The 23,616-nt window shown below is 66.0% G+C and carries 20 protein-coding genes and 1 tRNA gene; 9 read left to right on the forward strand and 12 right to left on the reverse strand.

All coding sequences use genetic code 11. The annotated features are described in order from the left end of the window. Window positions 1-116: 116 nt before the first annotated feature. The gene (gene nusA, locus OIE68_RS20510) at window positions 117-1,148 is read right to left on the reverse strand and encodes a transcription termination factor NusA (RefSeq protein WP_327100970.1); all 1,032 of its coding nucleotides are present in this window, start codon (window positions 1,146-1,148) and stop codon (window positions 117-119) included. Further along, window positions 1,145-1,858: a ribosome maturation factor RimP gene (rimP, locus tag OIE68_RS20515; protein ID WP_327100971.1), complete on the reverse strand. Its 714-nt coding sequence runs from the start codon at window positions 1,856-1,858 to the stop codon at window positions 1,145-1,147. Before rimP ends, nusA begins: the two co-directional genes overlap by 4 nt. A 205-nt stretch (window positions 1,859-2,063) precedes the next feature. Here rimP and OIE68_RS20520 point away from each other — a divergent pair, with 205 nt between their 5' ends. Further along, complete coding sequence (locus tag OIE68_RS20520; protein WP_327100972.1) at window positions 2,064-2,684, forward strand: hypothetical protein; 621 nt, start codon at window positions 2,064-2,066, stop codon at window positions 2,682-2,684. A 73-nt stretch (window positions 2,685-2,757) separates the two neighbouring features. Further along, window positions 2,758-3,192 (forward strand): ferritin-like domain-containing protein, encoded by a 435-nt coding sequence (locus tag OIE68_RS20525; RefSeq protein WP_327100973.1) that lies wholly within the window; start codon window positions 2,758-2,760, stop codon window positions 3,190-3,192. A 103-nt stretch (window positions 3,193-3,295) separates the two neighbouring features. On the opposite strand, the gene OIE68_RS20530 is transcribed toward OIE68_RS20525, so the two are convergent. Both OIE68_RS20530 and OIE68_RS20535 read right to left on the reverse strand, forming a co-directional pair. Continuing rightward, window positions 3,296-5,047 carry an acyl-CoA dehydrogenase family protein gene (locus OIE68_RS20530; RefSeq protein WP_327100974.1) on the reverse strand — a complete coding sequence of 584 codons (1,752 nt, stop codon included), beginning with the start codon at window positions 5,045-5,047 and terminating at the stop codon, window positions 3,296-3,298. A gap of 159 nt (window positions 5,048-5,206) precedes the next feature. Then, window positions 5,207-6,961, reverse strand: a complete 1,755-nt coding sequence (locus OIE68_RS20535) for a proline--tRNA ligase (protein ID WP_327100975.1) — start codon at window positions 6,959-6,961, stop codon at window positions 5,207-5,209. A gap of 135 nt (window positions 6,962-7,096) precedes the next feature. Here OIE68_RS20535 and yaaA point away from each other — a divergent pair, with 135 nt between their 5' ends. After that, window positions 7,097-7,843, forward strand: a complete 747-nt coding sequence (gene yaaA, locus OIE68_RS20540) for a peroxide stress protein YaaA (protein ID WP_327100976.1) — start codon at window positions 7,097-7,099, stop codon at window positions 7,841-7,843. A gap of 112 nt (window positions 7,844-7,955) precedes the next feature. On the opposite strand, the gene OIE68_RS20545 is transcribed toward yaaA, so the two are convergent. Next, window positions 7,956-8,900 (reverse strand): hypothetical protein, encoded by a 945-nt coding sequence (locus OIE68_RS20545; protein WP_327100977.1) that lies wholly within the window; start codon window positions 8,898-8,900, stop codon window positions 7,956-7,958. 404 nt (window positions 8,901-9,304) lie between these two features. Further along, on the reverse strand, window positions 9,305-9,982 hold the full coding sequence (locus tag OIE68_RS20550; RefSeq protein WP_327100978.1) for an NADPH-dependent F420 reductase: 678 nt from the start codon (window positions 9,980-9,982) through the stop codon (window positions 9,305-9,307). A 497-nt stretch (window positions 9,983-10,479) separates the two neighbouring features. On the opposite strand from OIE68_RS20550, the gene OIE68_RS20560 reads away from it, so the two are divergent. Both OIE68_RS20560 and OIE68_RS20565 read left to right on the forward strand, forming a co-directional pair. Then, a complete protein-coding gene (locus tag OIE68_RS20560; RefSeq protein ID WP_327100979.1) occupies window positions 10,480-11,211 on the forward strand; it encodes a hypothetical protein in 732 nt (243 codons plus the stop codon). A 143-nt stretch (window positions 11,212-11,354) separates the two neighbouring features. Then, window positions 11,355-11,489 (forward strand) — tRNA-OTHER (locus OIE68_RS20565). Window positions 11,490-11,629: 140 nt separating this feature from the next. On the opposite strand, the gene OIE68_RS20570 is transcribed toward OIE68_RS20565, so the two are convergent. Together OIE68_RS20570 and OIE68_RS20575 are read right to left on the reverse strand one after the other, a co-directional pair. Next, window positions 11,630-12,997 (reverse strand): aspartate aminotransferase family protein, encoded by a 1,368-nt coding sequence (locus tag OIE68_RS20570; protein ID WP_327100980.1) that lies wholly within the window; start codon window positions 12,995-12,997, stop codon window positions 11,630-11,632. A gap of 17 nt (window positions 12,998-13,014) precedes the next feature. Further along, window positions 13,015-14,514 carry a CoA-acylating methylmalonate-semialdehyde dehydrogenase gene (locus OIE68_RS20575; protein ID WP_327100981.1) on the reverse strand — a complete coding sequence of 500 codons (1,500 nt, stop codon included), beginning with the start codon at window positions 14,512-14,514 and terminating at the stop codon, window positions 13,015-13,017. Window positions 14,515-14,634: 120 nt separating this feature from the next. On the opposite strand from OIE68_RS20575, the gene OIE68_RS20580 reads away from it, so the two are divergent. Continuing rightward, a complete protein-coding gene (locus OIE68_RS20580; protein ID WP_327100982.1) occupies window positions 14,635-16,320 on the forward strand; it encodes a PucR family transcriptional regulator in 1,686 nt (561 codons plus the stop codon). Window positions 16,321-16,370: 50 nt separating this feature from the next. Continuing rightward, entirely contained in the window at window positions 16,371-16,778 is a 408-nt protein-coding gene (locus OIE68_RS20585) for a PPOX class F420-dependent oxidoreductase (protein WP_327100983.1), read from the forward strand. A 17-nt stretch (window positions 16,779-16,795) separates the two neighbouring features. Here OIE68_RS20585 and OIE68_RS20590 read toward each other — a convergent pair whose 3' ends face one another. From OIE68_RS20590 to cobA, 3 genes are all read right to left on the reverse strand, one after another. Beyond that, window positions 16,796-18,277: an MFS transporter gene (locus OIE68_RS20590; protein ID WP_327100984.1), complete on the reverse strand. Its 1,482-nt coding sequence runs from the start codon at window positions 18,275-18,277 to the stop codon at window positions 16,796-16,798. A 2-nt stretch (window positions 18,278-18,279) separates the two neighbouring features. After that, entirely contained in the window at window positions 18,280-19,806 is a 1,527-nt protein-coding gene (locus OIE68_RS20595; RefSeq protein WP_327101737.1) for an MFS transporter, read from the reverse strand. Window positions 19,807-19,958: 152 nt separating this feature from the next. Next, a complete protein-coding gene (cobA, locus tag OIE68_RS20600) occupies window positions 19,959-21,257 on the reverse strand; it encodes a uroporphyrinogen-III C-methyltransferase (RefSeq protein WP_419150724.1) in 1,299 nt (432 codons plus the stop codon). Window positions 21,258-21,372: 115 nt separating this feature from the next. On the opposite strand from cobA, the gene OIE68_RS20605 reads away from it, so the two are divergent. After that, a complete protein-coding gene (locus OIE68_RS20605; protein ID WP_327100985.1) occupies window positions 21,373-21,663 on the forward strand; it encodes a hypothetical protein in 291 nt (96 codons plus the stop codon). Further along, window positions 21,660-22,112: a nucleoside deaminase gene (locus tag OIE68_RS20610; RefSeq protein WP_327100986.1), complete on the forward strand. Its 453-nt coding sequence runs from the start codon at window positions 21,660-21,662 to the stop codon at window positions 22,110-22,112. The genes OIE68_RS20605 and OIE68_RS20610 overlap by 4 nt, the downstream gene beginning before the upstream one ends. Before the next feature lie 16 nt (window positions 22,113-22,128). Here the strand turns inward: OIE68_RS20610 and OIE68_RS20615 are convergent, their stop codons facing one another. After that, complete coding sequence (locus OIE68_RS20615; RefSeq protein ID WP_327100987.1) at window positions 22,129-23,490, reverse strand: DoxX family protein; 1,362 nt, start codon at window positions 23,488-23,490, stop codon at window positions 22,129-22,131. Window positions 23,491-23,616: the final 126 nt, after the last annotated feature.

Genomic DNA, 23,616 nt, shown 5'->3' on the forward strand with positions numbered 1-23,616 from the left:
CGAAGGCTCGCGTTGAACCTGAGACCACTCTACCGCTGTCCCGCTCGGAACACCGAACCCCGCCCCTTCGGAAGTTACGAATATGTCATCCGGCGGGCTCGATTCGCGGGAATCGATCAACTCCGATGCGCCTCCGTCCGCACACTGCCGCTGCCCGCATCCGGGGTGGCATCGCTGCGGATATCGATCCGCCAACCGGTCAGGCGGGCCGCCAACCTGGCGTTCTGCCCCTCCTTACCGATGGCGAGCGAGAGCTGGAAGTCGGGGACGACCACGCGTGCGGCGCGGGCTTCGGGATCCACGATCGTGACCGAGACAACTTTCGACGGCGACAGCGCATTCCCGACGAAGGTCGCCGGATCATCGGCGTGATCGATGATGTCGATCTTCTCCCCCGCCAGTTCGCTCATCACGTTGCGCACGCGCTGACCCATCGGGCCGATGCACGCGCCCTTGGCATTGACGCCGGGCACGGTGGTGCGCACCGCGATCTTGGAGCGGTGTCCGGCCTCGCGGGCGACCGCGACGATCTCCACCGAACCGTCGGCGATCTCGGGCACCTCGAGCGCGAACAGTCGGCGCACCAGATTCGGATGGGTGCGCGAGAGGGTGATCTGCGGGCCGCGCGGGCCGCGGGAGACACCGACGACGTAACACTTGATCCGGTCGCCGTGCTCATAGCTCTCGCCGGGCACCTGCTCGGCCGGCGGGATCAGTCCCTCGGTGCCGTGCAGTTCGCTGCCGATACGCACCACGACGGTGCCGCGGGCATTGGCACGGGCATCGCGCTGCACCACGCCGCCGACGATGTCGCCCTCATGGGTGGAGAATTCGCCGAAGGACTTCTCGTTCTCGGCATCGCGCAACCGCTGCAGCACCACCTGGCGCGCGGTGGTCGCCGCGATCCGGCCGAAACCCTCTGGGGTGTCGTCCCATTCGGAGAGCACATTGCCGTCGGCGTCGAGTTCGCGCGCCATCACCCGGACCACGCCGGTCTTCTGGTTGATATCGATGCGCGCGGTGGGCTGGTGGCCCTCGGTATGACGGTAGGCCGTGAGCAGTGCCGACTCGATCGCGGAGATCACGGTCTCGATCGAGATCCCTTTATCGGCGACTATCGCGCGCAGGGCTTCGATTTCGATGTTCATTCCACGATCCCTTCGGTCGGCGAATCGGACGCTGTGTTGTTTCGAGCGACCTGCAAGAAGTCGCTAGCGGCTACAGATTCTGTCGGTTCATCTGGTACTTCGGTTGTTCCTCGGACATCGGCGGTGGGGTCCACCGCTTCCTCTTGCCCCGGCCGCGGACGACCGGGCGCGACTCCGCCCGCGAGTTCCAGTTCCCGCCCGCCGGGCGGGTTGAATTCCACTTGGACGACCGCCTCGGCGATATCGGCCAGCGGAATCGTCACCCGGTGCGGTTTGTTCTTCCCGCCGAGCACCAGCGCCACCGTGTCATCGGTGAGGACACCGACCCTGGCCTCGAACTTGTCCGATGACTTCGGATCCGGCGAGGAGGCACCGGCGCGCAGCTTGATCCGCACCTTGCGGCCCTGGGCGCGGCGCCAGTGGCGGTCGACGGTGAGCGGACGGTCGATGCCGGGGGTGGTCACCTCGAGCAGGTAGGGCGTCTCGCCGAAATCGCCCGCGCTGTCGAGGGCCTCGGATAGCTCCGTGCTCAGTCCGGCAATGGTGTCGAGATCGGAAGCGGCATCGCTGTCGACGATCACCTTCACCCGAGCCTGGGCATCCACATGCTTGCCCGCCGTCGAGATATCGACACCCTCGAGGTCGAATCCTCGGCGCTCGACGAGCCCAGCAACGAGCTGGCTCACCCTTTCCTCCGTCGGCATGGGCATGTGGGGCGGCTCCTGGTTCAGTTGTCAGACGGCGGGAAATTTCTCTACCGGAGATCTAGCGTAACGCGCCTCGAGAGTGTAAAGGACCAGCGGCCTCGAGCAAGTTTCCTGGCCACGCGCCCGAAACACGGCGTGCCGGGCCTGGCACCGACCGCACGGCAGACGCTCGGTCGGCCGTGCCGCGCGAATCTGGCACGATGGTGCCGTGCCAATCCGCCTCTCCGCCCCGCCGCACGCCGGGTGCACTTCCGGCATCCCCATCGACCGGCATCAAACCCAGCACGGCAGCGCCGGCGTCGGTCGCACCGGCATCGTCGACCGCCGCACCGCATTGCGGCTGGCCGGCGGCACGACCGTGGGTGTGCTAGCCGTCGGCGCCGTGGCCGGATGTACGGATAAGACGGTGTATCAGCCCGATCCGCTTGCCGCACAAGAGAACCTGGCGCGCGCCGACGCAGCGGCCGCGACGGCGGCGATCGCGGTGACGCCGCAGCGGCATGCCGCATTGACCGCGATCGCGAACGAACGCACCGCACACGCGGATGCGCTGCGTGCCGAAATCAACCGTGCGATCGGCGTTTACGGTGACGGCACTACTCCGACGCACCGCACCCGCGAAGTCACCCCGCCCGCTTCCGGCACTTCTCCCGCGGCATCGGGCGCATCAACCACCACTCCGCCGAGCATCGACGAGTTGCGCACGCGGCTGGCCAAATCGCAGCAGTCCGCGGGTGATCTCGCCCGCACCCAATCCGGTTATCGCGCAGGACTATTGGCCTCGATCAGCGCATCGTGCGCGGCGCAGGCGGGGGTGTTGCTGGCATGAGTCGTGCCGCCTCGACCTACCTCGCACGCCATGCCGGGCGCACCACTCAACTCATCCAGGCAGGGATGCGCACATGACCGAAGCCGAACGCCAAGCCCTGCTCGACGCGTTGCGCGCCGAATACGCGGCGGTGTACGCCTACGGCGTGATCGCGGCCTACGGCTCCGCCGAACGAGTCCGCTTGATCGCGCAGGACACAGCCGCCCACCGTGCCCGCCGCGACACCACGATCGATGCGTTGAAGGCGGCCGGAGTCACGGTGCCACCGCCGGACGCGGCCTACACCACGCCTTTCCCGGTGAACGATCCGATTCCGGCGGCGAATCTGGCCGTCACGGTGGAAACGGACACCGCCGTCGCCTGGCGCGCGGTCGTCGAGAACGGCAGCTCCGAATCCCTCCGCCGGACGGGCGTGGACGCCCTCACCGAATGCGCGCTGCGCCTGGCCACCTGGCAAGCGATCCTCGGCGCCAATCCACCGACAGTCGCCTTCCCGGGCAAGACCTAACCGCCCGCTGCGCACCTTTTCGCCCGCCGCGCACGGATTCGTCAGCGAATCCGTGCGCGGCGCGCCAATCCGTGCGCGGAGCGGGTGGCCAGTGTGATCGCGACTACGGGCGCATTTCGTAGGTGCTGTCGTAGGCGGCGACTTCGGCCCAGACACGGTCGAAGCAGGGACGGTCGGCGACCGGCGGGCGCAGGGCGGAAGCTGCCCAGGCCTGCTGGTCGGGGGTGGCGGAGGGCTTGCCGTAGAGGGTGGTGGCGTGGCCGTTGAAGTCCCGGATCTGGAAGTCGAAGATCTGCTCGATGACGTCGCGGTCCAGGCCGGTGATGGCCGCCTGCTCCAGGATCAGCTGGCCGTAGACCACCAGGGAGAACAGGTGGCCGATGGTCAGCATGAAGTCCAGATCCTTCTGCTGATCGGCATCGGGAGCTGCCGTGGTCAGCAGGGTGCGCAGGGCCTGGGCTTGTTCGTAGAAGCGCGCGACATTCGGCAGATCGGCGTGCTTTTCGTACACGGGGGTCCAGTCGGCGAACTGCACCTTGCCCGCGCCACGAGCCGGGCCCTGCCGGAAGAAGAACTCGTCGTCGGCCGCATCGAGGCGGGTACCGATCTCCGGGTAGTCCTTCGGGTTGAACAGGTAGTTCGGCATGAACTTCAGGATCTGGCCGACATTGACATGCACCGTGCCCTCGAGCCGGGGCAGCGTCCCGATATAGCGGGCGACCTGCGCGAAGTAGGTGTTCTTCTCGAATCCCTTGGCGGCCAGCACATCCAGCAGCAGCGTCATGACGGTCTCGCCCTCGGAAGTCACCTTGGACTTGGTCATCGGGTTGAACAGCAGGTAGCGGCGGTCCTCGAGGCTGGCGCTGCGGAAGTAGTCGACGGCCCGGTCGCTGAACAGCTTCATCGCGACGATGCGCGCGTACGCATCCACAAAATTCGTTCGCACATGCGGGAATTCGGTGACGGCCTGGCCGTAGAGGATGCGGTTGTTCGAGTGCGTGATGGCCTCGTAGAACGAGTGCTCGACCATGCCGATGCTGCCGTGGCACAGGTTGAACTTGCCGACATTGACGGTGTTGAGCGCGGCGGAGAAGGCCTCGGGACCGGTGGACAGGATGTCGGCGGCGGTCACCGGGTAGTCGTGCAGCGCGAAGGTGCTGACATACAGCTGACCGTGGATGACGTTGTCGATGAGCTCGTAGCTGTCCTGGCGGCTGTCGGCAGCGAACCATACATAGCCGTCCGCACCCTCGATATCGGCGCGGCGGGAGAAGACCGACACCATCGAAGCGACATTGCCATTGCCGATGTAGTACTTGACGCCATTGGCGCGGAACAGGATTCCGGCCTCCGCATCCGCACTGCCCGGCTCGGTCGGTGTCAGGATCAGGTCGGTGTTGTAGATGTCGGCACCGTGGTCGCGCTCGGACAGACCGAATGCCATCACCTGGCCGTCGAGGAGATCAGCGGCCGCGCGTTTCTTGGCGTCCTCGTTATCGCTCTGCCAGATCGGCCCGAGGCCCAGGATGGTGACCTGCTCGGCGTACCAGTACGCGAGACCGTAGAAGCCGAAGATTTCCGACAGCGCCGCATTGCGGGCACCGTCCCACCGCCGGTTCGCGTCACCGTCGGCGTAGGCGGCCGGGGTCAGGAAGGTCGCGAACAGGCGCTCCTTCTTGACGAACTCGAGGAAGTCCGACACCCACACCGCATCCGCGTCATCGGCCAGCAGCTGCCGCTTGCCCCGCGACTCGAACCACTCGATGGTGGCCTTCAGCAGCCGCCGCGTCTCGGCGTCGAACTGCTTCGGGTCATAGCTGGTCGGGTTGAACAACAACGCGTCGGTGCTCGTCATGCCGCTAACTTACCAGCGGGTAACAGCAGCCAGGAGGGGGTCCGCGATTACGGCCCGCCACGAATCGTGCCTACGGAACCGTAGGTCCGGACGTGTGCGAGAAGCCCGGTCGACCGGGCTCGGTCGACCGGGCTTCCCTACGGTTGTCGAAGGCCGAAGCTACCGCCCGCCGCGGACCTGCGCGAGCACCGATTCGACCACCGAATCGGCCGGGACCTCGGTGGATTCGCCGGTGAAGCGGTCGCGGATCTCGACCTTGCCCTCGGCCCAGCCGCGGCCGACGACCACGACCAGCGGAACGCCGATCAGCTCGGAATCCTTGAACTTCACGCCGGGCGAGGCCTTGCGGTCGTCCAGGACGACTTCGAGTCCGGCCGTATCCAGCAGCGCCGCAACCTGTTCGCCGCCCTCGCGCGAGGAGTCGTCCTTGTTCGCGATTACCACGTGCACGTCGAACGGCGCGACCTCGCGTGGCCAGCGCAGCCCCTTCTCGTCGTGCTGCTGTTCGGCGATCACCGCGACCATGCGGGAGACGCCGACGCCGTAGGAGCCCATGGTGAGCCGCACCGGCTTGCCGTTCTCGCCGAGCACATCGACCTCGAAAGCATCGGTGTACTTGTTGCCGAGCTGGAAGATGTGGCCGATCTCGATGCCACGGGCGGATACCAGGACGCCGCGCCCGTCGGGCGAGGGATCGCCGTCACGCACATCGGCGGCCTCGATGGTGCCGTCGGGGGTGAAGTCGCGGCCGGCGACCAGGCCGACGACATGCTTGCCCGGCTCGTCGGCGCCGGTGATCCAGCTGGTTCCGGTGCCGATGCGCGGGTCGACGAGGTAGCGAACACCGTTGGCTTGCAATGCCTTCGGGCCGATGTACCCCTTGACCAGGAACGAGTTGGCGGCGAAATCGGCCTCGGTGAGCAGTTCCACCTCGGCGGGTTCGACCGCGGCGCCGAGGCGCTTGTCGTCGACCTCGCGATCGCCCGGAATGCCGATACCGAGCAGTTCGGTCTTACCGTCCGGGTGGCGCAGCTTGACCATGATGTTCTTGAGGGTGTCGGCCGCGGTGACAGGTTGCGCGGAGATGCCCGCACTGTTCGCCCAATCCACCAGCGTCGCGATGGTCGGGGTGTTCGGCGTGTCGTGTACGACGGCCGCGGGCAGACCCTCGATGGGTTGCGGTTCGGCAGCAGGCGTGACCACCGCTTCCACATTCGCGGCGTAGCCGGACTCGCGGCACACCACGTAGGTGTCCTCACCGACCGGGCTGTCCGCCAGGAATTCCTCCGACGCGCTGCCGCCCATCGCACCCGAGGTGGCCGCGACGATGACGTACTCGACCCTGAGCCGGTTGAAAATGCGCTGGTAGGCCTCGCGATGCGCGTTGTAGCTGGCCTTGAGCCCGTCCTCGTCGAGATCGAAGGAATAGGAGTCCTTCATGATGAATTCGCGGCCGCGCAGAATGCCCGCGCGAGGCCGCTCCTCGTCGCGGTACTTGGTCTGGATCTGGTACAGCGTGACCGGCAGATCCTTGTACGAGCTGTATTCACCCTTCACGGTGAGCGCGAACAGCTCCTCGTGCGTAGGCCCCAGCAGATAGTCCGCGCCCTTGCGGTCCTGCAGCCGGAACAGGCCGTCACCGTATTCGGTCCACCGGTTGGTGGTCTCGTACGGTTCGCGCGGCAGCAGCGCGGGCAGCGAGATCTCCTGCGCGCCGATGGCGTTCATCTCCTCCCGCACGACCTGCTCGACCCGCCGCAGCACCCGCAGGCCCAGCGGCAGCCACGAGTACACGCCCGGGGCGATGCGCCGCACATATCCGGCGCGGACGAGGAGTTTGTGACTGGGCACCTCGGCGTCAGCGGGATCGTCGCGCAGGGTACGCAGGAACAGGTGGGAGAGGCGGGTGATCACGGAACGACAGGGTAGTCGCTGGCCGGACGATGTCTGCAACGCATTGGCCCATTTCGGCGTGATCGGGGGCTCTCCGTGGTTACGCAAGCTACCGCCTCCGAGCCCTGACCGATCACGCCGGTACCCTGTCCGTTCGTGCTGGTGCTGCTGCCCCCTTCCGAAACCAAGTCCGATGGCGGTACCGATGTGCCGCTGGAGCTGGAGTCGCTGGCGATGCCGCAGCTCGCGGCGGTGCGCGACCGGCTCATCGACGAGGTCGTCAAGCTGGCCGCCGACCCGGACGCTTCGCGCGCGGTGCTCGGCCTCGGCAAGGGGGCTGATACCGAGATCGCGCGCAATGCGACGCTGCGCACGTCAGCGACCCGGCCCGCGCTGGAGCGCTACACCGGCGTGCTCTACGACGCACTGGATGCCCGCTCCTTCACCAAGGTCCAACGCGCCAAGGCCTATGCCCGCCTCGGCATCGGCTCCGCCCTGTTCGGCGCCGTCCGCGCCGATGACCTCATCCCCGCCTACCGGCTCTCCGGCGGTTCCAAACTTCCCGGCCTCCCGACACTTTCCGCCATCTGGCGCGATGTCCTGCCCGACGCGCTGGTCGCCGAGGTCGCCGGTGAACTCGTCATCGACCTGCGCTCGGGCACCTACCAGCAGCTCGGCCGCATCCCCGACGCCATCACCGCCAATGTCCTCACTGAACACCCCGACGGATCCCGAACCGTGGTGAGCCACTTCAACAAACACCACAAGGGCCTACTCGCCCGCGCCCTCGTCCTCACCCGCGCCGACCCCACCGACATCCGCGCCGTAGCCCGCGTAGCCACCAAATCCGGCCTCCGCACCGAAATAGCCTCCCCCACCGAACTCCTCATCATCACCGGCTGATGTACGGCTGGCACATGACCAGTGCGCGTCTCACATAGGTCGCAACTTATGTGCAGCGCACGCTGGCTCTGTGCGAGCACTTCACTCGCGGAAGGCGGTTGGTTGCGGCGGGCTATTCGCGCTCGGTGGGGCGCCAGGTGCCGGCTCGATGGATGCGGTGAGCGAAGGCGGCGGCTCGGGCCAGTCGGGTCAGCCAGCGGTCCGGGGTGTCCAGGTCAGGCCAAGTCCAGCGGACAACGGCCCAACCCAGGGCGCGCAGTGCGTCCGCACTGAGCTTTTCGGCGATCACGGTGGATTCGGATGAGCCGTGGCGGAAATTGTTGCGGTACTTGATCATTCCATCGAATTCGCCGATAACACCCAGCGTTGGGAACAAGAAATCGACTCGGGCGACGAATCCGCCGTTGACATCCAGGACGGTCGACTGGAGTTCCGGTGCGGGCAGTCCGGCAGTGCACAAGACAACCCGGCTCCGCGATTCGCCGGGGCTCTCGGCGCGGCCGTCGAGGAAGTCGATGACGCGGCGCGCGGCCGGGCAGCCCGGGCGGCCGTTCGCCCGCAGTAGTTGTTCCGCTAGTTCGGCACTGCTGGTATGCCCGAGGCGCAGTGCCGCATCACCCACTACGACAGCTTGTTCGAACGGCACGGTTCTGGCCAGGTCGACGATCGTGCGCGCTACGGTCGTCACCCGCAGATCGCCGATCTGCACCACCTCGTCCGACTCGATGGACGCGGCGTGCATCATGACCCGCTTACCCGTGCGTGCCCCGGTTCTTCGATTGCGCGTCAAATGAACCCGTGCCAACGGAATCGACCACACCGGCAGACCGTGCACGACAGCCGCGGAGATATGACTGACGACGGCAGCTGAACTGGAGCCCGCGGCGACAGCATCGGTCAGCACCAGATGCCTTTGTTCAGTAGTCATTTCGCCGATATCGACCGCACTCAGGTATTGCCCCCGGCACACCCGCTGCCAAGGTCGCCTGCTCAGCTCACGTCCGGTGAATCCGGCTTCCAGCGCATTCCGCCGGGAAATAGTTCGAGGTACCTCCACTCCCCGATGTTCTCGACCGACTCCACCCAGCCGAAAGCCCCAATCCACGGATTGTGGATAAATCACCGCCTGTGCACAACTCCACACCACACGCCATACCTGACCATCGAGCCACCTCCTGCGCCCTACCAGGCTCCAATCACCGCGCCGATCTTCTCGTGCACGGCGCCACGGTACGCACGAGTCCGAGCGCAGAAGCGCCGCCGCACCTTGCAGCATCCATCCGGCAATGAGCCAGCCCGCCGTGGGCGCGAAGCCGTGACCGGCGGGTTGGCGCATACCCAGTGAGCGCCGCGCAAGAGTTGCAACCTATGCGCGGCGCCCACTGGTGCGCGACACCGCAGGTAGCGTGCTCAGGCCTCGCGGGGCGGCGAGCAGTCGGCACGGCGCTGTCCTGCGCGCGGTCAGCGCTGTGCGGCGGCCAACGCGGCTCGGATCTTGTCAGCAGCCGCGGGGGCAGCGGGGTGCTCCCAGAACGGAAGATCCGCGGCGTAGGGGTCGCCATAGGCGGGGGTGTTGGGCTGGGAGCGCCAGCTCTCGTTCAACGAGCCGATGTCGACTGTGTCGTAGCCGAGGGTGTCGAGTAGTTCGGCGGCGGCCTTTTTCGCATCGGCGTCATCGCCTGCGATGGGGAGGGCCGAGCGGTCGGGGGCACCAGAGGGGCGGGCGAGGGCGGCCAAGTGGGGATAGAAGATGTTATTGAAGGACTTGACGACCTTCGAGGTCGGCAGGTGGCGCTGCAGCAGTTCGCTGCTGGTGGTGGTGCCGTCCTCGAGTTCGGGGAAGGTGCCGTCGCGGTCCGGGTAGTAGTTATTGGTGTCGATGACGACCTTGCCCGCCAGCGGCTGCACCGGAACCTGCCGGTAGTTCTTCAACGGCACCGTGACCACCACAATGTCACCGGCTGCGGCCGCCTCCACGGCGGTGGCGGCACGCGCCCGTGGCCCGAGCTCGGCAACCAGCTCCGCCAGCGTCTCCGGCCCCCGCGAATTGCTGACTACGACATCGAGTCCGGCCGCGACGGCCAATCGTGCCAGCGTGCCGCCGATGTTCCCGCTACCGATCAATCCAAGCGTTGTCATGCCCCCACCCAACCGAGTCGACGCCACGATTGTTCCCGCATGCGGTCGGTGCAACCGGAAAGCGTCGTGAGCAGCAAGAGTCGGAGTGGGCCGCGATGCGCGCGGTAGCCGACCTGCTCGGCGTCGGAACCCCGGAAACAGTTCGTAAGTGGGTGCGTGCCAAGGCCAGATCGGAACCGCTGCTCGTGCCGGGGTCAGCATCGACGAGTCGCCGCAGCTGCGGCGGGAGAAAGCAGAACTCGAGCGCGCCGAAAGCGTCCCGATGTTGCGGCTGGTCGGGCACAGGCTTCGACGAAGGATAGGCGAAGTCGGTGCCGAGAGTGGCTCCGGCGACCGCTCCACAGCGCCGACGCCAGGCTCCATGCCGTCCCGCACGCGAAAACTCGGATGCGCGGAAAATAACCGGCCTGTAGTGTTCGGCGAGCGGCGGGGGAAATCCGAAATGAGGGGCCGCACAAGGAAAGTGATGGCGTCGAGGGCGCCCGGGGAGGTAATTGATGACGAAGTTGAATCAGATCATCGCGGTGGAAAAGGGCGTCAAGAGCGGCGCGCTGCGCGAATTGGCCGAAACCCAGAGTCAGCTGCAGAAGCCGGGGCTGCTGTCCGGTATCGCGCGCACGTATCAGCCGAAAGATGAAGAGGGTGAACAGCTTCCCCCTGAGTCGACGCGGGTGCAGGTCAAGTCCGAGGAGGTGTTGCACCAGACGGCCGCGACGCTGACCCGGCTGTTCGACGTGACGGCGACCAAGGACTGGGCGAACTGCGAGGCCAAGGCCGACGTGCGCGTCGACGAGGAGACTCTGCTGGCCGCCGTACCGGTGTCGTACCTGCTGTTCCTGGAGAAGCAGCTGGCCGACCTGCACACCTTCGTCAAGAAGCTGCCGGTGCTCGACGCCGCCGAGGCCTGGGCATTCGACGATTCGTCCGACACCTGGCGCACCGACGCCGTGCGCACCATCCGTACCAAGAAGGTGCCACGCAACCACGTCAAGGCCGAGGCGACCGAGAAACATCCGGCGCAGGTCGAGGTGTACTACGAGGACATCGCCATCGGCTACTGGACCACGATGAAGTTCTCCGGTGCGATGCCGGCCCGCCGCGTCAACGAGTTGGTCGAACGCATCGAAAAGCTCCAGCAGGCAGTCAAATTCGCCCGCGAGGAGGCCAACGGGAGCCAGGTCACCGACCGCAAGACCGGTGATGTGATCTTCCGTTACCTCTTCCGCTGAACCGGGCGGGGGCGAAAAATCGCCCCCGCCCCACAGACTCCCCCGCCGCGTGCGGGGGAAGCGCAAGAGCGCAAACTCAAACTGAAGATAAGCCTGAAGACACGGTGACAGTGTGGGTTCGAATCCCGCTCCGGGCACAGGCCCGGATAGCCCAATTGGTAGAGGCAGCCGGAATCTCAGACTCTCGCTCCAGATTGAGCATTCGCCGCCGAACACCCGATCACGAGGAAGGACACAATCGCGACGAGATACGGGTTCAAATCCCGTTCTTCCAGCCACAATGGAAGATGGTCTAATCGTATGACACGTCGTATCAGTTTGATCCGATCCCACCGACCCGGTGCGCGAATTTGGGTGGCACCAAGGAACCCGGGGGCAGGCTACGCCCTCGGGTTCCCTTGCGTTGGTACAGGAATGGTCAGAGCGCGTGCTTGTCGGTGAGTCCGAGCACGTGGTCGAGAATGTCCAAGCCTTCCTTGGCCTCGGTCTCGTCGATAATGCACGGCGGAACCACATGCAGCCGGTTGAAATTGACGAACAGCAGCAGGCCCGCCGCCTTGGCCGCGGCCACAGTTTCGTTCATGGCCGCGCTGGTGCCGCCGTACGGTGCGAGCGGTTCGCGAGTTCGCTTGTCCCGCACCAGTTCCAGCGCCCAGAATACGCCGGTTCCGCGCACATCACCGATGCTGGGATGGCGTTCGGCGAGTTCGCGCAAGCCGGGTCCGAGTACGCGGGTACCGATATCGGCAGCGTTCTCCACGATTCGCTCGTCCCGCATCGCATTGATGGTCGCGACCGCGGCGGCCGTCGCGAGCGGATGACCCGAATAGGTCAGCCCGCCCGGATACGGACGGTCATCGAAGGTCGCCGCGATGGCCCGGCTGATCGCGACACCGCCGAGCGGCACGTAACCGGAATTCACCCCCTTGGCGAAGGTCAGTAGATCAGGAACCACGCCCTCGAAATGCTCTATGGCGAACCATTTTCCGGTACGCCCGAACCCCGACATCACTTCATCGGCGATGAAGACGATGCCGTATTTGTCGCACAGCGCCCGGACACCCGCCATATACCCGGGCGGCGGAACCATAATTCCCGCTGTACCGGGGATGGATTCGAGCACGATCGCCGCGATTGTGTCCGGACCCTCGAAAACAATGGTCTGCGCGAGATGCGCCAAAGCCCGTTCGGCTTCCTCGGTTTCGGTGCTCGCATGGAATTGCGAGCGGAACAGGAACGGACCGAAGAAGTGGACTACTCCGCTATTACCGTGGTCGTTCGGCCAGCGCCGCGGGTCGCCGGTGAGGTTGATCGCGGTCTCGGTGCCGCCGTGATAGGAACGGTAGCGCGAAAGCACCTTGTAGCGGCCGGTATGCAGGCGCGCCAGCCGAACCGCGTGTTCGACGGCATCGGCGCCGCCATTGGTGAAGAAGATCTTGTCGAGTTCGCCCGGGGTCCGCTCGGCGATCAGCCGGGCAGCCTCGGAGCGAGCATCGTTGACGTGTTGCGGCGCGACGGTGCACAGCTTTGCAGCCTGCTCCTGTACCGCCGCAATGACTTTCGGATGCTGGTGACCGATATTGGTGTTCACCAGCTGAGAGGAGAAATCGAGCAGACGATTACCGTCGCCGTCCCATACGTAGCAGCCCTTGGCGGCCGTAATGGCCATCGGTGTACGGTGCGCCTGCGCGGACCACGAGTGGAATACGTGGCGGCGGTCGAGTTCGAAGGCGCGGGCGGCGGCCTGCCGGGCGAGTTCGGGTGCCGATCCATTCGGGAGGGTCATCGAATTCTCCTGCGTAGCTATTGGTTCTGGGGGAATCCGAGTTCGAGTCCGCCGTGGCTGGGATCGAGCCAACGCGTCGTGACGGCCTTACCACGGGTGAAGAAATGCGCGCCCTCGATGCCGTGTGCATGCGAATCGCCGAACAGCGAATTCTTCCAGCCGCCGAAGCTGTAGTAGGCCATCGGAACCGGGATCGGCACATTGATGCCGACCATGCCGACCTCCACCTCATTGTGGAAGCGCCGGGCCGCGCCGCCGTCATTGGTGAAGATGGCGGTCCCGTTGCCATAGGGATTGTCGTTGACCAGTTGCAGCGCCTCGTCGTAGCTGTCGACGCGCACGACCGACAGGACCGGGCCGAAGATTTCGTCGGTATAGACGCTCATCGCGGTACCCACATGATCGAGAACCGTTGGACCGAGCCAGAATCCATCCGCCGCACCATCGGCCTGGATGCCGCGACCGTCGAGAACGACACTGGCACCGGCGGATTCGCCCGCATCAATATAGGCGGCGACGCGATCGCGATGCTCGCGGGTCACCAGCGGACCCATATCGGTATCGCGGGTGCCGTCACCGGTCTTGATGGTCTTCGCGCGCTCGGTGATCTTGGCGACCAGTTCGTCGCCGACCGCACCGACCGCACCGACCGCGAGCACCACACTGATCGCCATGCAGCGCTCCCCCGCGGAGCCGAATCCGGCATTCACCGCGGCATCGGCGGCCAGATCCAGATCGGCATCGGGCAGCACCACCATGTGGTTCTTGGCGCCGCCCAGCGCCTGCACGCGCTTACCGCTGGCGGTACCGCGCTGGTAGACGTACTTGGCGATAGGTGTGGAGCCGACGAACGAGACAGCCTTGATATGCGGATTGTCGAGCAGTTCGTCGACCGCGACCTTATCGCCCTGCAGCACATTGAAAACCCCTGCGGGCAAACCGGCTTCGTGCCACAGCTCGGCCAGCCACAGCGATGATGACGGATCCTTCTCGCTCGGCTTGAGCACCACGGTGTTTCCGGCCGCGATCGCGATCGGGAAGAACCACATGGGCACCATCGCCGGAAAGTTGAACGGTGATATCACCGCGACCGGGCCCAGCGGCTGGCGGATCGAGAAGATGTCCACCTTCGTCGAAGCATTCTCGGTGAATCCGCCCTTGATCAAATGCGGTACACCGCAGGCGAATTCGACCACTTCGAGGCCGCGGTTCACTTCGCCGAGCGCATCGGAGTGCACCTTGCCGTGTTCGGCGGTGATCAGCTTGGCAAGTTCTTCCTTGCGCTCGTTGAGCAGTTCGCGGAACCGGAACAGGATCTGTGTGCGCCGCGCCAGCGAGGTGTCGCGCCATTCCGGGAACGCCGCCTTCGCCGATGCGATCACCGCCCTGGCATCCTCGACACAGGCCAGCGCGACCTGCCCGGTCACCACCCCGGTCGCCGGATTCGTCACCGGCGCTGTCGCCGAGCTCGTGCCCGCGAAGGGTTTGCCGTCGAGCCAGTGCGCGATTGTCTGCATATGTCCTCGATTCGATCCTGAGCGCCGGATGGTGTCGTGGTTTCGACTCTGCACCATCGCTGCCCGATTTCGGCCAGACGTTATGTATGCGATTTCGGATTTCCTATTACGATTTGTCAGATGCTGCTCTCTGTCGCCGATGTACTGGTCATGCCGGTTGTGCGCGCGGGCGAGCCGGAGGTCGTCGGTTCGGCGGCGCTGGATCGGCCGGTGCGGTGGGTGCATGTCAGCGACCTGCCGGATGTCGCCGAGTTGCTGGTCGGCGGGGAACTGATGCTGACTACGGGCTTGGCATTGACCGGCAGCGACGAGTCGGCAGTCGCGTATCTGAATTCGCTGGCTGCTGCGGGGGTGGCCGGACTGGTCATCGAACTCGGCAACGCCGTTCCGCAGCTATCGCCGATCATCGCCGAGACCGCCGACGCACTCGGACTCCCGGTCATCGCGCTGCATCGCGTCACCCGCTTCGTGGAAATCACCGAGGCCGTGCACCGAGTGATCGTGGCCGACCAGTATGCCGAACTCGAATTCGCGCGCACCGTGCACGAGACCTTCACCGATCTCAGCGTGCGCCGCGCCGCGCTGGCCGAAATCGTCGAGACGACCGCCGACATGCTCGATTCCTCGGTCGTACTGGAAGATCTGGCGCATCGGGTGCTGGCGCTGACCGCCCGGCACACCAGCACCTCGGCGATTCTGGAGAACTGGGAGACCACCTCGCGACTGCTGCCAGAGGGCTGGGATGTGGTACAGGTCGGCCCGCATACCCAGCGCTGGGGTCGGTTGATCCTGCGTTCGAGCGAGCTGGCGACGCCGCGCGCCCGCATGGTACTCGAGCGTGCCGCACAGACGCTGACGCTGCACCGGATGATCGATAAGGATCGCTTCGGCCTGCATCGTCAAGCGCAGACCGGACTCATCGACGATATGGTCAACGGCCGCGTCCTCGACGAACGCGATGCGCAGGCCAGGGCGGCCGCGTTGGGGCTGTTGACCCGACGCGCGCACTACGTTCCGCTCGCGATAGACGTTGCCGCCCTTGCCGAATCCGATCAGGTCGCCAGGCAGCGCCGCAGCGCGGGCGTGCTCGACGCGGTCACCCACGGTCTCGGACTGTCGAAGGCGACCGCATTGACCGCGGCCGAGCACGGCGACCGGGTCGGCATGGTGCTCGCGATCCCACGCAGCGCCGATCTCGATGACACGCTCCGCACCGTGTGCTCGGCGATCATCGCCGAGGTGCGGCGGGTGGAGGGGGTGCGGCGGGTGGTCATAGGCGTTGGCGCGGAAGCGGATTCACTGCTCGACACCGCACGCGAATTGGCGCAGGCGGCGCATGTCGCCGAGGTCGCGTTATCGCTGGAGTCGGCGTCTGATCGGCCGCGCTCCCGGGACGCTACGTGGTCACGCTCCGCTACCGCCTCCGCGTCCGCCGCTCGCGCGGCGGTGCCGAGAGCGTTCTATCGCAGCGGCGATATCCGGCTGCGCGGACTGCTCTCGTTGATCCGCAATGATCCCGGCGTGCAGAGCTTCGCCGAAACGGAACTGAGCGCGTTGCTGCGCTACGACATTCGGCATGCGGCCGATCTGACCCGCACGTTGCGACAGTTCCTCGACGTCGCGGGCAATAAGACCGAACTCGCCAAGCGGCTCAATATCAGCAGACCGACCCTCTACGACCGGCTCGCCCGCATCGAGCGGATTCTCGACGTCGACCTCGAGGACGGTGAATCCCGGACCTCACTGCATACCGCACTGCTAATTCGCGATCTGACCGCCGACTCGAACTCCAGGACCGACAGGTGATTTCGACCGGATCGGGAATGTTCTCGAGTCGGCAACCGTTTCATCAACCCATGACAGCTGTGCTCTCCGAGGAATTGAAGAAGTACCTGGACGAGTCGAAGGTCTTCGCGACCGCGGCGACGATCGGACCGAACGGACAACCCCACTTGACCGTCATCTGGCTCGAGCGCGATGGCGACGATCTGCTGTTCTCCACGACGGTGGATCGGCAGCAGGGCAAGAACCTCGCCCGTGATCCGCGGATCACGGTAATGATCAATCCGCCGGATAATCCGTACGTGTACGCGGAGATTCGCGGCACCGCCACGATCACCCCCGATCCCGACAAGACACTGCCGGACAAGCTGTCGGAGCACTACACCGGGCTGCCGTACGTCGAATTCAACCCCGCCTCCGTCAATGACGGACCCCGCGTAATCGTGCGTGTGACCCCGCGCAAGGTCGCCGGTCGCCTGTGAGCTCACGGCCGGGCGGGTCAGCTCTGCCCGGCCTCTTCCCTCGCGTGCTGCGCCTGGCCGACCTCGGCCGCCGTGTAGCGCAATGTCAGTGCCACCAGCCCCACCAGCAGTGCGCCGATGGCGGTGACGAAAAGCACCAGCGTGTAACCACTTCCGAGCGCATCCAACTCCGCGGGCGTCATACCGGCGGGCTTACCCGTTCGGCCGCCGAGCGACAGCGTGCGGGATGCGGCGACCGGCGCGAGCAGGCCGATCGCGACGGGTGTGCCGAGGTTCATGAACATCTGACCGACCGCGGAGAGCGGGCCGATATTCTTCGGCGCGACACCGACCAATACGCACAGCGGGACGATCACCACGGCAACACCGATGCCGAATCCGATCATGATGAAGAGCCCCAGCAGGGTCGGCCAGTACGGCACGTCCCGTTCGAGCGTCGAGCCGAACAGCAGTCCGACGACGAGAATCGCCGCGGCACCGCTCAACAGCCAGCGCGGCGCGACCGTCATCGCCAGCTGCGAAGCCGTGGCGGTGCCCATACCAGCACCGATGGTGAACGGGATGAACGCGACCCCGGCGACCAGCGGGCTGTAACCGACGGCATTCTGAACGAACAATCCCGCGAAATAGGTGCTCGCGGCCAGCACTCCGCTGGCCAGGAAGATGGCGCCGAAGGTGGCGACCCGATCACGCTTATCGAATAGCGACCAGGGCAGCAGCGGGTTGTCCACCCACCGTTCGGCAAGCACGAAGACGATCAATACCACCACACCGGCGACAATCGAAGCGATGATGACCGGACTGTCCCAGCCGAATTCGGGCGCTTCGGTCGCGCCGAATACCAGGGACGCGCAGGCGAGGGTGCCGAGTACGGCCCCGCGCACGTCCAGGGGTAGTCGGTGGTGGGTGGTGTCGCGCAGCCGCCGCACCGCGCCGGCGAGGATCAACGCACCGATAGGCACATTGATCAGGAAGATCCAGCGCCAGCTCACCTCGGTGAGCGCGCCGCCGATCACCAGTCCGCCGACCGAGCCGACCGCCATCATGGAGCCGAAGATCGCGATCGCCTGATTGCGCACCCGGCCGGGCGCGAAAGTGGTCGCTACCAGGGCAAGTGCGGTCGGGGCCGCGAGCGCGGCGCCGGTGCCCTGGATCGCGCGGGCCGCGATCAGCATGCCCTCGTTCTGCGCAAGTCCACATAGCAGCGAGGCCAGTGTGAACAGTGCGACGCCGACGATGAACATGCGTTTGCGGCCGAAGGAGTCGCCGATCCGGCCGCCGAGCAACATCAAACCCGCGAACGGCAGACCGTAAGCGGTGACCATCCAGGCACTACCTGAGCTCGATAGACCCAGTTCGTCTTGTAGTCGGGGCAGGGCGAGAATCACCACCGTGCCGTCGAGCACGACCATCAATTGCAGCCCGCTCAGCACCAGGATCGCCAAGCCGAAGGCCCGCCGCGTCACCGGATATGGCGTCGTAGCGGGATTGTCTGGCACAGTCAGCCACTGTAGTCAGAGCGACGGATGACAGGTAGCGGCCCGGTCCGCGGCACCACCGGCATGGAGCCGGTCCGCTGCGATTCCTCCTGCGCGTGCTGTGCCTCGGCCAGTTGTCTCGGCGAATAGCGCAATGTCAGCGCGATGAAGCCCGCCAGCACCGCGACTAGCGAGCAGACCGCGAGCACCAGCGTGTATCCGCTGCCGAGCGCGAAGATCTCGGCCTCGTTCATATCCGCCGCCTTACCGGTGCGCCCGCCCATCGACATGGTGCGCGATGCCGCGATGGGAGTGAGCAGACCGATGAATACCGGCGTTGCCAGGTTCATGAACATCTGCCCCACCGCGGACAGCGGACCGATATCGGACGCCGGCACCCCGACGAGCACGCACAACGGCGCGAGCACCATTGCCACGCCGACACCGAAGCCGATCACGATCAACAGCGGCAGCAGGGTGGTCAGGTAATTCACGCCGCCGTCGAGCTGTGATCCGACCAGCAGTCCGGCGGCCAGCACGAATGCCGCGCCGCACACCAACCAGCGCGGTGCGACCAACAACGCCGCCTTGGAGGCCACCGCACCGCCGATGCCGATGCCGATGGTGAACGGGATCGAAGCGATACCCGCGACCAGCGGTCCGTAGCCGAGCACGTTCTGCAGGAACTGCGCGACGAAGAAGGTCATCGCGCCGAGCACACCGCCGGCCAGGAAGATCAGCATGAAAGTGGTGACCCGATCGCGACTGTCGAACAGCGACCACGGCAGCAGCGGATCATCGATGGTGCGCTCGACAACCACGAAGACGATCAGCAGCACCGCACCCGCCACCAGCGCACCGATCACGGCCGGACTGCCCCAGCCCAACTCGGGCCCCTCGGTCGCGCCGAACACAACCGACGCGCAGGCCGCGGTGCCGAGCACCGCACCACGGATATCGAGTGACGATCGGTGGTGTTCGGTGTCCGCGAGCTGGGACAGCGCACCGAGAATGATCAATACGCCGATGGGCACATTGATCAGGAAGATCCATCGCCAGGACAGCTGGGTCAGCGCACCGCCGACCACCAGACCGCCGACCGAGCCGATACCGACCATCGAGCCGACGATCGCAATGGCCTGATTACGCGCCTTTCCGGGCGCGAAAGTGGTCGCCACCAGCGCGAATGCCGTCGGCGCCGCAATCGCCGCGCCCGCGCCCTGCAAAGCGCGAGCCGCGATCAGCATGCCCGGGCCCTGCGCCAACCCGCACAGCAGCGAGGCGACTGTGAACATCGCGACGCCCAGCATCAGCATTGGCTTACGACCGAACGTGTCCCCGAGCCGCCCGCCGAGCAGCATCAGACCCGCGAAGGTCAGGCCGTAGGAGGTCACCGTCCACGCGCCGCCCGCGCTGGACATGCCCATCTCTTCCTGCAGTCGGGGCAGCGCGAAAATGACCACGGTGCCGTCGAGCACAACCATCAGCTGCAGCCCGCTCAGCACGAGTATGGCGAGCCCGAAGGCCCGCTGCGTCACCGGATACTGCATCTTCGCAGGGGGATTATCGAGCACGGTGAGCCACTGTAATTGATCCGGAACCCAGGTCTCCGCTCCAGCGGGTGCGATTCATCTAGTCATAGCGAAAGTCACTGGACGGTTGTGACACCTTCCAGTTGCGGGAGCCCAGCGGTTGTGCAGCATTACCCGGCGGAGGACTCGGCGCCCGGTGCGGCGGCTTCGGCGGAGAAGCCCGCTGTGGGGCCGATCACAACGATCGCCGGCGGGCGGATGGCTTCTTCGCGGACGCGGGCGGCAACAGTGCCGAGGTCCGCGCGCAGGACGCGTTGGGTGCGGAGGGTGCCCTCCTGGATCACCGTGGCCGGGGTGTCAGCCGGTCGGCCGCCCTCGATGAGAGCGGTGGCGAATTGTTCGATGCGCTCGACCGCCATCATGAGCACGATGGTGCCGCGCAGGCGGGCCAGGGCGGGCCAGTCGACCAGGGAATCCGGGTGGTCGGGTGCGACGTGGCCGCTGACCACCACGAATTCATGGGTGACGCCGCGATGGGTCACCGGAATGCCCGCGGCGGCGGGGACGGAGATGGGGCTGGTAATTCCGGGGACCACGGTCACCGGAATGCCTGCCTCGACGCAGGCCTCGAGCTCCTCGTAGCCGCGCCCGAACACATACGGGTCGCCACCCTTGAGCCGCACCACGAACTTGCCCGCCTTGGCGCCCTCGATCAGCGCGGAATTGATCGCCTCCTGCGCCATCGCCCGCCCGTACGGAATCTTGGCCGCGTCGATCACCTCGACGTCCGGGCCGAGTTCGGCGAGCAGTTCCGGCGGTGCGAGCCGGTCGGCGACAACGAGATTCGCGCGGGCCAGCAGGCGGCGGCCGCGCACCGTGATCAGATCCGGATCGCCGGGACCGCCGCCGACCAGCGCGACGCCCGGGGTGATCGGCGTCGAATCGTCGGTCACCACACCTGATTGCAGCGCCTCGAGCAGCGCATTTCGCACCGCGGCGGACCGCCGGTGCTGACCACCGGCGAGCACACCGAGCGTCAGGCCGTCGTGCCGAGCCGTCGCCGGCGTTACCGCGGTGCCCAGCCGCGCGACATCGGCGCGCACACAGAAGATGCGTCGTCGCGTGGCCTCCTCGACGACCGCCGCATTGGTCTCGGGTTCGTCGGTGCATGCGATCGCATACCAGGCGCCGTCGAGATCGCCGTCGGCGTAGGCGCGCAATGTCAGCGTGAGTTGCCCCGACGTAGCCATTCCCTCCACGGCCGGAGTGACTTCGCGACTGATGACGTGCACGTCCGCCCCGGAGGCGATCAATAGGCCGAGCCTGCGCTGCGCCACCGTCCCGCCGCCGACCACGACGACACGCCGCCCATTGAGATCGAGCCCGACCAGGTAGTTCGGATCACTCGCGGGACGGTCGGCCGGGTTGATTTCCGGCTGGTCATCGGCAGGTACTGACGTGTTCGGCACAGTGTTCGAGACTACGTCTTGCGTGCGCGTGCCCGGCAATCGCCCGCCGCGAGGGCGCAATAACGGGCACATGCCGGTCGTGGATCGGACAGATGGCCTCCCTATACTTCTGCGCATGAATCGCTGGGGTCGGGCGGCGGTATCGGTAGCGTTGATCGGGTGGCTAGCGTCGGGCGGTGCCGCACAGGCGGATCCGGGGCCCTATGTACCCGCCGCGGGGACCGAGGCGACCTATTTCCAGGCGGGACCGCAGGCGGTCACGGAGCAGATCGGGTTCGGCTGCTGTGATTCGACCGGGGCGAAGTACGACGTCTGGTACCCGACCGATCTGGGCACCTCACCGCATCCGATTGTGGTGTGGGGTGACGGTGCCTGGAGCAACCAGACCAGCAGGTTGGAGCCATGACACAGGCAGAGCAACTGCTGGAGGTCGCATACCGGGAGGCGCTGCGCGGCCGGGCCGAAGGCGGGATTCCGATCGGCGCGGCCCTGTTCGCGGCCGATGGCACCCTGCTCGGACGCGGGCACAACCGGCGGGTGCAGTCCGGCGATCCCAGCATGCACGCCGAAACCGATGCGTTCCGTAATGCGGGCCGCCGCCGCGACTACGGCTCGACCATCATGGTGACCACCCTGTCACCGTGCTGGTACTGCAGCGGGCTGGTGCGCCAGTTCGGGATCGGCGCGGTGATCATCGGGGAAGCACAGACCTTCCACGGCGGGCATGACTGGCTGGCCGAGCACGGCGTCGCGGTGACCGTGCTCGAGGACCAGCGCTGCATCGACCTGATGACCGAATTCATCGCCGACCAACCGCTGCTCTGGCACGAGGACATCGGAGTAGCTGGGGATTGACGTCGGACAAACGATTTCAGCGGAAGTACGGATAGTCCTGCACCCAGTTGAATCCACGGCCGCGCAGCGGAAAGCTGTTCAGATCGACCTGCTGCAAGGTGATGGTCACCGGCCGGCCGTTCAGCTGTCCGTTGAGCGTCAGGCGGTCGGGCGCGGGCTGTTCGAAGGTGAAGTCGGCGATCTGGGCGGGTTGTGCGTCCGGCTGCTCCGGCGGCGCGGACACCGAGATCTTGTGGGCGGCGGTATCGACAGCGGGGACGGCGGGCACCAGCGTGCCGTCCATCTTCTGGTAGGTCATTCCCCGCACATCGAAAACGACTCGCTGCCAACGTGTCTCGTCGGTGCTCAGCGGCGGTACCGGCACGCCGTCCTGGGTGAATTCCGATACCGTCCAGATCCCGTACAGCAGCGGCTTCGGGCTGCCACCGCCGCCTTCGTTCCAGTACTTCAGGCCGGTGTGCACGAAACCCGCTGCCATCCACAGGCCCAGTGCGACTTGCAGCGCGATCGCGATCCGGCGAGTTCGGTTGCCACGGAACGGATCCGGTTGCGTGGCAGGGTCGGACGGGCGGTTCAGCACCAGCACATTCGCCAACCGCCGTGCCTGCGGTGCGAGCAGCACCATGCTCAGCAGCATGAGGTGGAAGGCCAGGATCTTGACCGGGACGTCGAAGGTCATATTGAGCACGAACACCTGCGCCAAGCTCACCAGGCTCAGCATTGCGCCGAGCGTCGCCGTCCTCGGCAGGAAGAGCAGCAGTCCGCCCAGCACTTCGGCACAGCCGAGCAGGATCTCGTAGGTGGGTGAACTCCCGACCTGGTTCCACAACACCGAGGCGGGGCTGAACTCACCGTAGGGTTGCAGCAGTTTCGCCAGCGTCGGCTCCGGCATCTGCGTCGGAATCGCCTTGGCGAACCCGTAGAGCAGCATCTGCCCGCCCAGGCACATCCGGATGAAGAGCAGGAACCAGGCCTGCAGCTGCCGATAGTTCGGCCTGCGCCGGTCCAGCGCGGTCCAGATGAGGGTCGCCACCGCGGCGGCGATCAGCACACAGAAGACGAATGTCCAGATGAAGTATTGATCGCCGCTGCCCGAATCCTCGCGCAGCACGACATCGGTATCGAAGAACAGTCGTCCGGCCGGCTCGATGATCGGGCGCAAAGCGCGAAATTCCCAGAGCACCGCGCTGTCCGACAGCGATCCGGCGAGCAGCCCGGCGAAGGCGAACGGAATCTGGGTGAACAGCAGGCAGAACAGTGCGAAATAGCCGAAAGAGAACCGAAAAGCGATCCTGGTCAACGGATTCCACCGCACGGGCGGCTCGGGCGGTATGACGCTTTCTTCTCGATCGAGAACCTCTGCACCGACCGTACTCACACCGATCCCTCCCTCTCACGACTCCACGTCAGGCGACGGTATCGGCGGCAGAGCCCGACCGCTTCCAGGAAAACCCCGATTCCCACCCCACCTCTCGGCGTACGCGACTCCGCCGGAGGTATGACC

It is taken from the genome of Nocardia vinacea, assembly GCF_035920345.1.
GTDB lineage: Bacteria > Actinomycetota > Actinomycetes > Mycobacteriales > Mycobacteriaceae > Nocardia > Nocardia vinacea_A.

Bases quoted from the DNA above. Each gene is read 5' to 3' on its own strand.
- nusA (WP_327100970.1), bottom strand. From the start codon at position 1,148: ATGAACATCGAAATCGAAGCCCTGCGCGCGATAGTCGCCGATAAAGGG.
- rimP (WP_327100971.1), bottom strand. From the start codon at position 1,858: ATGCCCATGCCGACGGAGGAAAGGGTGAGCCAGCTCGTTGCTGGGCTC.
- OIE68_RS20525 (WP_327100973.1), top strand. From the start codon at position 2,758: ATGACCGAAGCCGAACGCCAAGCCCTGCTCGACGCGTTGCGCGCCGAA.
- OIE68_RS20530 (WP_327100974.1), bottom strand. From the start codon at position 5,047: ATGACGAGCACCGACGCGTTGTTGTTCAACCCGACCAGCTATGACCCG.
- OIE68_RS20550 (WP_327100978.1), bottom strand. From the start codon at position 9,982: ATGACAACGCTTGGATTGATCGGTAGCGGGAACATCGGCGGCACGCTG.
- OIE68_RS20560 (WP_327100979.1), top strand. From the start codon at position 10,480: ATGACGAAGTTGAATCAGATCATCGCGGTGGAAAAGGGCGTCAAGAGC.
- OIE68_RS20570 (WP_327100980.1), bottom strand. From the start codon at position 12,997: ATGACCCTCCCGAATGGATCGGCACCCGAACTCGCCCGGCAGGCCGCC.
- OIE68_RS20575 (WP_327100981.1), bottom strand. From the start codon at position 14,514: ATGCAGACAATCGCGCACTGGCTCGACGGCAAACCCTTCGCGGGCACG.
- OIE68_RS20580 (WP_327100982.1), top strand. From the start codon at position 14,635: ATGCTGCTCTCTGTCGCCGATGTACTGGTCATGCCGGTTGTGCGCGCG.
- OIE68_RS20585 (WP_327100983.1), top strand. From the start codon at position 16,371: ATGACAGCTGTGCTCTCCGAGGAATTGAAGAAGTACCTGGACGAGTCG.
- OIE68_RS20595 (WP_327101737.1), bottom strand. From the start codon at position 19,806: ATGCAGTATCCGGTGACGCAGCGGGCCTTCGGGCTCGCCATACTCGTG.
- OIE68_RS20605 (WP_327100985.1), top strand. From the start codon at position 21,373: ATGAATCGCTGGGGTCGGGCGGCGGTATCGGTAGCGTTGATCGGGTGG.
- OIE68_RS20610 (WP_327100986.1), top strand. From the start codon at position 21,660: ATGACACAGGCAGAGCAACTGCTGGAGGTCGCATACCGGGAGGCGCTG.